The sequence below is a fragment of the Salegentibacter salarius genome (assembly GCF_900168265.1).
Taxonomy (GTDB): domain Bacteria; phylum Bacteroidota; class Bacteroidia; order Flavobacteriales; family Flavobacteriaceae; genus Salegentibacter; species Salegentibacter salarius.
In genome coordinates, this window is record NZ_FVZF01000037.1 from 1 (window position 1) to 12,698 (window position 12,698).

Here is a 12,698-nt window from a genome sequence, read left to right on the forward strand (position 1 = left end):
TCCCACAAGAAAGATTCTCCCGAACAGATGGTTTCAGTAGTAGTTACCGTTGCTGGTTTTGGATTGTAAGAAACTGTTACCGTTGCCGTATCATCCGGAGTACAGGTACCCTGAGCAGAAACAGTATAAGTGTATACATTGTTCACTGCATCTGACCAGGTTCCTCCCTGATCAGGAGATCCCTTAAGTGCATTGAATAACTCAGTATTAGAAGGAATAGTTCCTTCACATAGGGTTAAAGTTCCGTTGATTCCGGCATTAGGAGCTTGCTGAATTGAAGCCGTAACTAAAAAACGCTCCTTACTTTCACAGTTTTCTACCGTTTGTGTCGCGAAATAATCTTCACCATCTATAAGATCATCATTACCTGCGAGTGGCGTGGTCGAATCCGATTCAGCATACCATTTGATATTGATGCCATTTGCATTAAAATCCTCAACTTTAGGGTTATTTGCTGAACAAAACGACTGGTTAGAATTACCAGACGGAGCGCTTACCTCTTCAAAATTATAAGTCTGCTCTGCAGTAGTAACATTGCCATTTCCATCATTAAATGTCCAGGTAATCACCTGCGATCCACCTGGAACAAATTGTAAATTATCATCAGTTGTACCAGTAACTATTTCCAAACAATTATCAGTAGTAGTTGGGGAGCTTAAGGCCCCATTACAATCTATGCTTACATCACCTAATTCTGGTTTAACCGGTGCAATGGTATCATCTACCAAAACATTTTGATTAATCTGAATGCTATTTCCATTACCATCATCAAAAATCCAGGTGATCTGATAGGAACCTTGTTCAGTGTAGGTAAGAGGATCATTAGTTTGTCCTATAATTGGAGCATCACTACAGTTATCACTTGTAGAAGGAGCAGAAACACTAACACTACATTGACCAGTTGCCTGAGGAATACTTATTCGCTCAGGATCTGTAGTATCATCAAATTTATAGATTTGTTCTGCAGTGGTAATATTTCCTTTCGTGTCTTTAAAAGTCCAGGTGATTATTTGAGACTCTCCATCTGAAAAAGAAAGTTGATCAGTAGTAGATCCCTGAATAGTGCCATCACAATTATCAGTTGTAGTAGGGGTAGTGAGAGTTCCATCACAATCTACAGTTACATCAGATAGGGTTGGTTTTGCAGGAGGAGTTTTATCTTCAATAATGATTTCCTGTTCCACCTTTTCAGATTTATTACCTGCAAAATCCTCAGCCTCCCAGGTAACTACTGTGGTACCTACGGGGTAAACAGCGTCAAGATCTTCTCCATCATCTCGAGTCCCTTTAAGACTTTTTATCGCACAGTTATCGTTGGCAATAACAGAAGGCATTTCAACACTTGCGTTACACGAGTTTGGATCACTTTGTTGAGTTATTGACGTACTTTCAATTGATGGTTTTTCAGTATCTAAAATCTCAACATCAAGTTTGTCTTGCTTTGTATTACCTGCTGCATCTGTTAAGGTATACTCCAGAATGCTTTTACCTACCGGAAAATTATATGTACCAAACTGTTCGGTTCCGCTAGCAATTACAGAGTCGTCCTCATCATTCGTTAAGGTCCAGGAAATAATGGTACCTGGGCAATTATCACTAAATTCAATATCGGCAATCGTTATTCTGGCGTAACAATGTGTTAAATCATTATTTTTTTTGATATTGTCCGAAATATTTACAAACTCCGGTTTTTCATCATCTTCGAAAGCTTCTATTTCAAATTTTTCTGAATCCGAAACACAACCGTAAGAGGTTTTTGAGTATAAAATATATTTACCTGGTTGTATATTATTAAAAACACCAGAATTACCTTGAATTTCAGGGTTTTCTTCTTTTTCATCTCTGATAAAATAAATTAAGTCAGGATCGGCATCCGTTACCACTAAGCTACCAGTGGAAGTTTCACATGCTGGTTGTATGATCGTTTCGATCTGTGGTTTGTTTGCTGGGACAGGTACTACCGTAAAAGGAGCTGTAACTTCTTTTGGGCAGCCATAGCTAGTAAAACTGTAGGTAATAATATAATCTCCGGGTGTACTCTTTTGAACATTGATCTCGCCGGTATCTTCATTGATTTCAAGACCCGAAGAATTAGCAGAGAACACTCCATCTTCCACGCCATTGAAATCTGGCATAACCTTGTCGTAATAATTACAAGCTACCAGCGGGTTATATTCAATATTTGCGCCGCCAAAAACCAGTTCTACAGGTTGTGGACCTATATAGTCTTTAGCATCCGCAGTAAGTGAAGAAGAAGATTTTGTTCTTACAATTAAAGATTCTACTGTAACACCTATACACGGTCCATTGGTAACCACCTTACTCATAATGGCAGTCATATTTATTGCAGCCTCAACGAACTGATAGGGTTCATATTCGTTTTGACCAAAAGCCCCAAACGGCACTTTTCTCTCAGTTTCATTTGTTGCCCCGTAAGCATCTAATGTCCCCGCATCAATTTTTACATACTCAAAACCATCCGAACCATCTGGTTGCCATATATAAACATCTACGCTAGGATTGTCGCCACCATTATCATACGATATAGATAAGAGTATATCATTTACCGTACGTCCTCCATCCTGGCCCTCGGTAACAAATTTTGAAGGGTTATCAGGATCCTCGTATAAAGGTTTTTGGAAAAATTCAAAATCTATATATCCGGTACCAGTTGTACCAAGTCTATCACTACCTACAAATAACCAGTCCTGCCCGGTTATGTCGGTTGCAATATGATAAAAAGCATTATGGATTTCACTTTTATTCTGAATTTCAGAAGTAGTTCTTGTCCAATTAGCAGGATTGTCCTGTACTTTTGTACCTTGGAAAATATTATCGTTTCTATCGTTATATAAATCTCTGAATAAACGTGTAGTAGCCGGGTCTACCGCCGTACCATCGGTATTGAAAATATAATTATTAAGATTAGTATTATAAGATTCTGTAATAGGATTATAATACGGAACCCAGTCTCCCGAAATAGTGCCAGCAGTTAAGTTCCCATCAATTTGTACTCCTCCTTCTGGAGTTAATACCGGAATTAACTGTGCATTTGAAACCGAAAAGGTCATCATCAGAACTAAAAGAATGCTATATCTTTTTTGTATAGATGAAAATATGTTTTTAAAAATTCTGGCGATACCCGCTGAATTTTTAGTTCTAAAAGTAGTTTTTCCATCCATAGGCTAATGTTTAATATTAAACATTTATGATTATTTACTTCCCAGCTTTTTACTGGAAAATTTAATTTTAATATTTACTGCTCAAAAAATATTGATCTATAGGGAATCAATTTTAAATTGTTTTAAAAAACAATTTAACCGTGGGGAAGATTTACATTGGAAAACTTATTTAAAAAGTCAATAGGAAAGTTGGGGGTGACCTATCAATTAATGTTAATCTTAGGATAAAATTACTATGAAAATCTATGAAATACCTCGAATGGCATTTATTTTAGATATAATTCAATATTTTTTCGTTAAAAGGTAATCATGTTGCAAAAAATTACGGGAAATCAGGGGTTTGAAAAAAGAAATAGTAATTATAATTATTAAATTAATTATATAAACAATTAGTGATAATACGTAATTTTTGACCAAAAAAAACCATCCAAATTTGGATGGTTTTTTCAATAAAAAAAGTTGGGGTACTTATTTTTGATCGTACATCAAAATTCGATGTTTAATTCCTTCGATTAGGGGATGTTCTTCCAAATCTATCTCATAAATATATCCTTCTTCTATAGTAGTAAAAATATCATATTCATCTTCGACACTATATCCTAACTCTTGCCTTGCGTAATCTAACCAGGTTTGATAAGTTGGAACATCCATTTTATTTTTATGAGAAGTAACGGTTAAAAAACCGTCTTTTACTTCTATAGAATAACGATCACTTTGTCCGTTTTTTACTGTTTCATATTTAACCCAGTCACCTTCATCCATTTTAAAGATCTCAAGTTCAGTTAAATTATGGGGATTAAAGTCTACGGCATAGACATCGTGGTTTCTCTGGTAGCTATCAGGATTGGTCATTCCCATAGAACAGCTCCCTAAGCTTAAGGAGATTACAGGAATTAATAGGATTGTAAGAAGATTGATTTGAAAATGTAAGATTTTATAGGAAAAATTCATCTTTAATTTCATTTTACTCAATTTAAATAGCGGGGTTAGTAGTTGTGTTTAAACAAATCTAAAAGATAATTGAGTTTTAATGAATTATCATCAAAAATTTTAGCTGTATTGCGTTGTAATTAGTCAAAATGCAAAAAATCTATTTCAGCAGTGTATTTTGTCGATTTTTTCGGTCAATTATGGATGAATTTGTATTTCATCCAAAAGCCTTTTTTAAAAGTTGTGTTTTTCATCTTTAAACTGACTAATCTCATCTCAAAAATTTTCCGTCTTCAGCCTAAATCTTGTAAATTGCAGCAAAGCAAAATACAATGCAAAAAAGTCTTGAAAATTATCGGCAGAGCTATGGCAAAAGCGAGCTTTTAGAAGAAAATATACCTTCCTTTCCTTTACCTTTATTTACTGCTTGGTTTGAGGAAGCTGAAGCGCATCCAGAAATAGCAGAAGTAAATGCTATGAGTCTTGCTACTTGTGGCATTGAAGGATTTCCAAAAAATCGCATTGTGTTACTAAAATCCTTTGGAGTTAATGGTTTTAGTTTTTACACCAACTATAATTCAGAGAAAGGAAAGGAAATAGAAGAAAACCCAAGAGTTTGTCTATCTTTTTTCTGGCCGGCATTAGAGCGGCAGGTAATTATAAAAGGTATTGCCATGAAAACTTCAGAAGAAGAATCTGCTGCCTATTTTGCTTCAAGACCGCGTGGCAGTCAATTAGGCGCCTGGGCATCTAATCAAAGTAATATTTTAGGATCCCGGGAAGAACTGGAATTGCAATTAAAAGAGGTAGAAGAAAGATATAAAAACAAGGAGGTAGAGAAGCCGCAACATTGGGGCGGTTACCTGGTAACACCCCGAAGTTTTGAATTTTGGCAAGGTAGAAATAACCGTTTGCATGATAGGATTATCTATGAGTTTATAGAAAAAGATACCTGGGAAAGAAACCGATTGTCACCTTAAATTTTAAATTATGAAACAACTAATTCTTGTTAGACACGGAAAATCTTCCTGGGAGAATAACTTACCCGATGAAAAAAGATCGCTTAAAAAACGGGCTTATAATGATGCGGCGGTAGTCCTGAAAACCTTTAAGGAATTTGTGAGTGGAACTTTAACTTTATGGAGTAGTCCTGCGGTTAGAGCCCACACTACGGCCAAACTTTTTAAAGAGGAATTACAAATTCCGGACGATAGATTTACGGTTAAGAAAGACTTGTATACTTTTGACGAAGATCAATTATTATCTATAATAAAATCCTGCCCCAAAGAGATCGAAAAATTAATGGTTTTTGGTCATAACCCGGCCATGACGGGTGTGGTAAATCGCCTGGGTGATAAACCTCTAGACAATTTGCCTACCACAGGTCTCTGCGTAATAGATTTCGAATGCGATTCCTGGAAAGACCTCAAAACCGGTAAAACCTTATTACAGTTATTCCCCAAAAACCTACGCTAATTTATGCCGCAAAATAAATACTTAAACAGAGAACTCAGTTGGTTACAATTTAATGCACGTGTGTTGCAGGAAGCCGAAGATGAGACTGTTCCTCTTATTGAACGCCTTAGGTTTTTAGGAATATTTTCTAATAATTTAGATGAATTTTTTAAAGTTAGATATGCAACCGTAAAAAGGATTGACCTGGCCGGTAAGGCAGGAAAAAGTGTTTTGGGAGGTATTAAAGCCAGTAAACTACTGGAGGAGATCACTCAAATTGTTATAGAACACCAGGCAAAAAGTTTACAGGTTTTACATGATATTCAGCATCAATTAAAAGATTATAATATTCATATAATTAGTGAGAAACAGGTTTCTGATTCTCAACAGAAGTTTATTAAAGATTTTTTCCTTTCAAAAGTAAGTCCGGCCCTGGTTACCATTATTCTTAATGATCTTCAGGAAACTCCAAGTCTAAAAGATAGTGCTGCATATCTCGCCGTAAAAATGGTGATGAAAGAGGAAAAACCTCAAAAAGGTATTTCAAAGGTATTAGATAAGACCGAAAAAGAGCAAAAATATGTGCTGATAGAGATTCCGCGAAGTATTGAACGTTTTGTGGTTTTACCTGCAGAAAATGGCAACCAGTATATCATTCTGTTGGATGATCTAATTCGTTATAACCTGGGTACTATTTTCAATATTTTTGAATATGAAAGTATTTCGGCCCATATGATTAAGATTACCAGGGACGCCGAACTGGATATAGATAGTGACTTGAGTAAGAGTTTTATTGAAAAAATCTCTAGCAGTGTTAAGGATCGTATAAAGGGGGAACCTGTAAGGTTCGTCTACGATATGAATATTGCCGATGATACTTTATCTTATCTTATGAATAAGATGGGGATAGAGTCTACCGATAGTATTATTCCCGGCGGGCGTTACCATAACCGACGCGATTATATGAATTTCCCCAGCCTTGGTCGCGAAGATTTGCTCTACAAACCTATAGAGCCTTTGCCAATTCCGGGGCTTATTTTACAAACCAGTTTATTTGGGAGTATTGCCAAAAAAGATTTTCTACTATATGCACCTTATCAAAGCTTCGCCTATACGGTTAAGTTTTTAAGAGAAGCTGCATTAGATCCAAAGGTAAAAACTATAAAAATTACAATTTATAGGCTGGCAAAAATATCTCACATTGCCAGCTCATTGATTAATGCTGTAAAAAATGGCAAAAAGGTAATTGTTCAAATAGAACTAAGAGCTCGTTTTGATGAAGTTGCCAATATTCGCTATGCGGAACAAATGCAGGCCGAGGGTGTTCAACTAATTTTCGGAGTACCAGGCTTAAAGGTACATAGTAAGGCCTGCGTGATAGAGCGAGAAGAAGAAGGTAAAACAAAGCGCTATGGCTTTATTAGTACCGGTAACTTTAACGAATCTACTTCGCGCATTTACACTGATTATACCTTATTTACAGCGCACCCTGAAATTTTGAAAGAAGTCAATAAAGTTTTCGACTTCTTTGAGATCAATTACAAAGTCAATAAATACAAGCATTTAATAGTTTCTCCGCATTATAGCCGTAATGCTTTTGTTAGTTTAATTCAAAAGGAAATTGAAAATGCCAGGGAAGGGAAACCTTCGGGCATCGCTTTAAAATTGAATAGCCTTTCAGATTATCCAATGATAGATAAACTGTATCAGGCAAGCCAGGCAGGAGTAAAAATAAAACTTATTGTTCGCGGGGTTTGTTGTCTAATTCCCGGAGTAAAGGGATTAAGCGAAAATATTGAAGTAATAAGTATTGTAGATAAATTCCTGGAGCATCCTCGAGTTTTTATATTTAAAAATGCCGGGAATTCTAAAGTCTATATTTCTTCAGCCGATTGGATGACTAGAAATCTTGACCTTCGGGTAGAAATTTCCTGCCCAATTTATGATGAAGATATTAAAAAGGAAATTATAGAAACCTTTGATATTAGCTGGCACGATAATGTAAAAGCCAGAATGATCACTTCAAAACAAGATAATGCCTATAGAAATGGAGGTCTTAAGAAGCATCGTTCTCAGTTTGAACTATACGACTATTATTTAAAAAAATTACCCGAAAACAAACCTACAAAACAATAAATTAAAAAAATAGTAATTTAAGTTTGTACACTTAATTATTAGAATCTTACTTGGTAAGTAAACTACTTCGGAGCAAGCTCTCGAAGCATTAATATTGAAAAACATAATTTGATTTCGAGGTAAGCCTCGGAGCATTTAATCTCGATTATCGAGTAAAATAGAAAATTATAACCAGTGATTACACAAAAAAACTACGCAGCAATAGATATAGGCTCCAACGCCGTTAGACTTTTGGTTTCTACGGTTACAGAACAAAAGGGGAGGGAAGATACCGATTTTAGAAAGACCTCCCTGGTAAGGGTTCCAATTAGACTTGGAGAAGATGTTTTCGAAAAAAGTGTTATTTCAGAAAAAAATATTGAGCGCATGGTAGATACTATGCAGGCTTTTAATCTTTTAATGAAATCCCACGGAATCGTGAAATATAAGGCCTGTGCTACTTCCGCTATGCGAGAAGCAAAGAACGGCGCCGAAGTGGTTGAAAAAATAAAAGCAAAAACCGGAGTAGAAATTGAAATTATAGACGGTAATCACGAAGCTGCCATTATTGCGGCTACAGATTTGCACGAACTTATTAAGAACGATTGTAATTACCTGTATGTAGATGTAGGTGGTGGTAGTACTGAATATACTCTTTATAGCAGCGGAAAAACAGTGGCCTCCAGATCTTTTAAGGTGGGAACGGTACGTTTATTAAATGACCTCGTAGATGATGGTGCCTGGGAAGAAATGGAGAAATGGGTGAGAGAAACCACAAAGCCGTATAAGAAGATAGATCTCATTGGTTCCGGTGGAAACATTAATAACATCTTTAAAACCAGCGGCAAAAAAGAAGGAAAACCTTTAAGCCTGGCTTATATTAAGAAATATAACGATTTGCTGAATTCTTTAAGTTACGAGGAACGTGTTATGGATCTTAAACTAAAAAGTGACCGTGCAGATGTGATTATCCCGGCTTCGAAGATTTATTTAAATTCTATGAAGTGGGCCAGAGCCGATAATATTTTTGTGCCAAAAATAGGACTGGCCGATGGGATTATAAAATCTCTTTACAACGGTAATAGTAATTAAATACCTTAAATCAAAAACCCGGATAAAACCTTAATTATTCGGGTTTTTTGATTTTTTCAATTAGCCGTGAATGGTTTTGTCTTTACTGAGATCTTTCATAATTTCAGCTTCAAAATCCAGTAATTCCTGCCACTTTTTATCTACTTCCTCTCGTTCGCCGTATTTCCTGGCAAACTTTAAGAACATGGTATAATGATTGGCTTCGCTTACCATTAATTTATGGTAAAATTCAGCGAGTTCTTTGTCTTTTAATTCTTCTGAAAGCAACCTGAAACGCTCACAGCTTCTGGCCTCAATTAATCCGGCGATTAAAAGTCTATGAACTAACTGTGTGGTTCTACTTCCGCCTTTTGGAAAAAAACTCAATAGTTGAATAACATATTCATCTTTTCTATCTCTTCCTAAAACGTAGCCACGTTTCAATAGCTGTTCGTGCACCATTTTAAAATGTCCCATCTCCTCTCTGGATAGAGCGATCATTTCATCTACTAATTCCGAGTATTCAGGGAAGGAAACAATAAGCGAAATTGCTGTTGAAGCCGCTTTTTGCTCACAATAAGCGTGATCTATAAGAATTTCTTCAATATTCTTTTCGGCTATATTTGCCCAGCGTGGGTCTGTGGGAAGTTTTAATCCTAACATATTTATACGTCTAAATCGAATGTACTTCGAAGTTTCTCTATCAAAGGATTTTTCTCCTTCAATTTGTTATATTTTTCAATTGGAGTGAAAGCATATTTCTTTGCCGATTGCTCATTCACATTAATAACCAACCTGATCTCTGTATTCTGAAGTTTTTGTTTCAGGTAAGACATCAATTTATTCTGCTCGCGCTCCAGGTTAATTTTCATTGTCTCATTAGGCAATTCTATAACAATGCGATTTTTCTCCTGAAGTTTAGGAAGATCGGTTTCAAGGATAGAGGCTAGAATTTTAGATCCTTGTTTTTTCAGTCGCTTGACATAATCGTTCCAGGTTACCTGTAACTGTGTTTCGCTAAATTCACCATTTAGCACCACGTCTTTTGAAGGTGCGGCTTCTTGCTGGCGGGCTTCTATTTCCCTTTTCTTCTGGATACTTCTTAACGAAAGTCCCGATACCTTTTCTTTCTTAATTTCTGAATCGGTTACCGGTTTTGGTTCTGGAGCAGGAGGAAGGTCTGGAGCTGGTTCTTCCTTTGCTTCAGTCGCTTCAGGAATCATTGTTTCTTCTGAATGATAATTATCTTCTTTATCATCTGCACAATGGCTATCTGGAGTTTTATTTTCTCCTGAAGGTAACTGACTTTCCTTTGGAGCTTCAGCCGAAGCTTCGCCGTGTTCATTTTCACGCACTACGCTTTTTTCTTCCGAAGAAAGTGGCGCGGGCTGCTTTTCAAAAACTGAAGCGGGAATTATTGACTGTTCAAACTTTTTTTTTTCTCCATCAAAAGTGATAGAGGCAAGCTGCATTAAGGTAAGTTCAACCAGCAAACGCTGATTTTGGCTTGTTTTATATTTTAAGTCGCATTCATTCGCCAGCTCTATCGCCTTAATTAAAAATTGATGGTTGGTTTTAGAAGCCTGCTCAAAATAGCGGGCTTTGGTTTGCTCACCAACTTCTAACAGCTCAATGGTTTTTTGGTCTTTACAAACCAAAAGATCTCTAAAATGTGAAGCTAAACCACTTATAAAATGGTGGCCGTCAAATCCGCTAGAAAGAATATCGTTATAACTCAATAAAAGTTGCGGGATGTTATTAGATAAAATAAGATCGGTCACCTTAATGTAAGTATCGTAATCCAGTACATTAAGATTCTCAGTAACTGCCTGCCGTGTGAGTTCTTTTCCGCTAAAGCTTACTACCCTGTCATAAATTGAAAGGGCATCACGCATAGCACCATCGGCTTTTTGGGCAATAACGTTCAAAGCGTCTTCTTCGGCATTTACACCTTCCTGTTGTGCAATATATCCCAGGTAGTTTTTAGCATCGCTTACCGTAATTCTTTTAAAATCGAAGATCTGGCAGCGTGAAAGTATAGTGGGTATTATCTTATGCTTTTCTGTAGTTGCTAAGATAAAAATAGCGTGCTGTGGTGGCTCTTCTAAAGTCTTTAAAAAGGCATTAAATGCCGATTGAGAGAGCATATGCACCTCATCTATAATATATACTTTATACTTACCAACTTGCGGAGGAATCCTAACCTGGTCTATTAAGTTCCTGATATCGTCTACCGAGTTGTTAGAAGCGGCATCGAGTTCAAAAATATTAAATGCAAAATCCTCATCGGGGCTTTGCGTGCCGTCATGGTTAATCATCTTGGCCAGGATACGGGCGCAAGTGGTTTTTCCCACCCCACGAGGTCCTGTGAAAAGCAGTGCCTGCGCCAGGTGATCGTGTTCAATGGCATTTTTTAAGGTATTGGTAATGGCTTGTTGCCCCACCACATCTTTAAAAGTTTGCGGGCGGTACTTACGAGCAGATACTATAAAATGTTCCATTGAAATTTATTGAGCTACAAATATAAAAATAGCCTCCATAAGTTCTAAGGCAAATGCTTTTAATTTTGAACAATTAGCAGGAAGAAATCAACATTTTTTTAATTGGGTTATTTGGTAAAAAACTACATTTGCATCAAGCAGGCCGCCTTATCGCCAACGATCTAATCGGTGGAGGAAATTCCGGACACCAAAGAGCGGCATAGTGGGTAACGCCCACCTATTTTATTTTGAGAAATCAAGATAAAATAAGGACTAGTGCAACAGAAAGGATGTACAGGTAATGCTGTAGTGAAATCAGGTAAACTCTATGCGGTGCAATGCCATGTAAACCGATGTTTGCAAGCTGCTCGCTTGCTATCGGAGGGTAGGCAGCTAAAAGTTTTTGGCAACAAAAACCTGAGATAAATGATAAGGGGAATCCCGGTTTTACCGGGAGGAACAGAATCCGGATTACAGGCCTGCTTTTTTTAATAAAGTCTTTGCCCAGGCACGGGCTTCTTCCATATTAGAGAAAATATCAAAAGGAACAGGTGAGAATTGTTTTTCAAAACTTGCCACCTTTAATGCTTCATAGCGCTCACTTACAATGCCTATTCCCAATAACGATTTTACATCTTTTAATTCAAAGTAAATAGTGGGATTTACGTTATAATTGTTTTTCCTGTTAGAGATATATACGTAGTCTTTTCCTTCAAAAACCTCGTTACATATTCTTAGAATTTGTTCTACGTGTGGTAGCTCAAAAATCACATCTTCTTTTACTTCAGAAATAACCATTCTGTCGTAAAATTCAAGGTTTATATCAATAAGTTCAATCGTCTTAATCCGCTCCGTCATAACATATTATTTCTAGCCTTTCTATGGCTTATATCTTCCTGGAAGGAAGAATCTATTCTACATTTTCAAAAAAACTAAATACAGAACCTCCATATCGCCTGGCTTCAATAAAGTTAGGAAAATTTGAGAGATTGGTGTGTTTAGAGTGTTCAATTATTAATTGTCCGTTTTGATTAAGTAGGTTTTTTTCGAAGACGATCTGGGGAATTTTTAGGAATTCTTTCTCATCAAAATCATAAGGAGGATCGGCAAAGATAATGTCGGCCTTTACGTATGCTTTCTCAAGAAATTTAAAAACATCACTTTTAATGGTAGTGATATTAAAATCTAATTCCTGTGCCGTTTTTTTTATGAATTTTACACAGTCGTAATTGGCATCTACCGCCGTAATTTCCTTGCTTCCGCGTGATGCGAATTCATAAGCGATATTTCCGGTTCCCGAAAATAGATCGAGAATGCTTAGTTGAGAAAACTGAAAATTATTATTCAGGATATTAAAAAGGGCTTCCTTAGCCATATCGGTTGTAGGGCGCACCGGTAGCTTTTTAGGAGCAATTAATCTTTTTCCTTTATTTGTTCCTGAAATTATTCTCATACAAATGATTTT

9 protein-coding genes and 1 other RNA gene are annotated in these 12,698 nt (G+C 36.5%); 5 read left to right on the plus strand and 5 right to left on the minus strand.

Features of this window, described 5'->3' with window-relative positions:
- Both B5440_RS15105 and B5440_RS15110 read right to left on the minus strand, forming a co-directional pair.
- Positions 1–3,182: hypothetical protein (locus B5440_RS15105; protein WP_143533321.1), on the minus strand; the 3,182-nt coding region annotated here is incomplete at its 3' end.
- A 468-nt stretch (positions 3,183–3,650) separates the two neighbouring features.
- Complete coding sequence (locus B5440_RS15110) at positions 3,651–4,145, minus strand: hypothetical protein (protein WP_070054735.1); 495 nt, start codon at positions 4,143–4,145, stop codon at positions 3,651–3,653.
- 299 nt (positions 4,146–4,444) lie between these two features.
- Here B5440_RS15110 and pdxH point away from each other — a divergent pair, with 299 nt between their 5' ends.
- From pdxH to B5440_RS15130, 4 genes are all read left to right on the plus strand, one after another.
- Entirely contained in the window at positions 4,445–5,092 is a 648-nt protein-coding gene (pdxH, locus tag B5440_RS15115; RefSeq protein ID WP_070054734.1) for a pyridoxamine 5'-phosphate oxidase, read from the plus strand.
- A gap of 10 nt (positions 5,093–5,102) precedes the next feature.
- Positions 5,103–5,588, plus strand: a complete 486-nt coding sequence (locus tag B5440_RS15120; RefSeq protein ID WP_070054733.1) for a SixA phosphatase family protein — start codon at positions 5,103–5,105, stop codon at positions 5,586–5,588.
- Positions 5,589–5,591: 3 nt separating this feature from the next.
- Positions 5,592–7,703, plus strand: a complete 2,112-nt coding sequence (gene ppk1, locus B5440_RS15125; protein ID WP_070054732.1) for a polyphosphate kinase 1 — start codon at positions 5,592–5,594, stop codon at positions 7,701–7,703.
- A gap of 174 nt (positions 7,704–7,877) precedes the next feature.
- Positions 7,878–8,774, plus strand: coding sequence for a Ppx/GppA phosphatase family protein (locus B5440_RS15130; RefSeq protein ID WP_070054731.1), 897 nt, complete (start codon positions 7,878–7,880; stop codon positions 8,772–8,774).
- Positions 8,775–8,834: 60 nt separating this feature from the next.
- Here B5440_RS15130 and miaE read toward each other — a convergent pair whose 3' ends face one another.
- On the minus strand, positions 8,835–9,416 hold the full coding sequence (gene miaE, locus B5440_RS15135; RefSeq protein WP_070054730.1) for a MiaE family protein: 582 nt from the start codon (positions 9,414–9,416) through the stop codon (positions 8,835–8,837).
- Positions 9,417–9,418: 2 nt separating this feature from the next.
- Entirely contained in the window at positions 9,419–11,254 is a 1,836-nt protein-coding gene (locus tag B5440_RS15140) for a DNA polymerase III subunit gamma/tau (RefSeq protein WP_070054729.1), read from the minus strand.
- Positions 11,255–11,388: 134 nt separating this feature from the next.
- On the opposite strand from B5440_RS15140, the gene rnpB reads away from it, so the two are divergent.
- Positions 11,389–11,723: RNase P RNA component class A (gene rnpB / locus B5440_RS15145), an RNA gene on the plus strand.
- A 420-nt stretch (positions 11,724–12,143) separates the two neighbouring features.
- Here rnpB and B5440_RS15150 read toward each other — a convergent pair.
- Positions 12,144–12,686, minus strand: a complete 543-nt coding sequence (locus B5440_RS15150) for an RsmD family RNA methyltransferase (RefSeq protein WP_070054728.1) — start codon at positions 12,684–12,686, stop codon at positions 12,144–12,146.
- Between the last annotated feature and the right edge of the window lie 12 nt (positions 12,687–12,698).

Bases quoted from the DNA above. Each gene is read 5' to 3' on its own strand.
- B5440_RS15140 (WP_070054729.1), bottom strand. From the start codon at position 11,254: ATGGAACATTTTATAGTATCTGCTCGTAAGTACCGCCCGCAAACTTTT.
- B5440_RS15150 (WP_070054728.1), bottom strand. From the start codon at position 12,686: ATGAGAATAATTTCAGGAACAAATAAAGGAAAAAGATTAATTGCTCCT.
- pdxH (WP_070054734.1), top strand. From the start codon at position 4,445: ATGCAAAAAAGTCTTGAAAATTATCGGCAGAGCTATGGCAAAAGCGAG.
- B5440_RS15120 (WP_070054733.1), top strand. From the start codon at position 5,103: ATGAAACAACTAATTCTTGTTAGACACGGAAAATCTTCCTGGGAGAAT.
- ppk1 (WP_070054732.1), top strand. From the start codon at position 5,592: ATGCCGCAAAATAAATACTTAAACAGAGAACTCAGTTGGTTACAATTT.
- B5440_RS15110 (WP_070054735.1), bottom strand. From the start codon at position 4,145: ATGAAATTAAAGATGAATTTTTCCTATAAAATCTTACATTTTCAAATC.
- miaE (WP_070054730.1), bottom strand. From the start codon at position 9,416: ATGTTAGGATTAAAACTTCCCACAGACCCACGCTGGGCAAATATAGCC.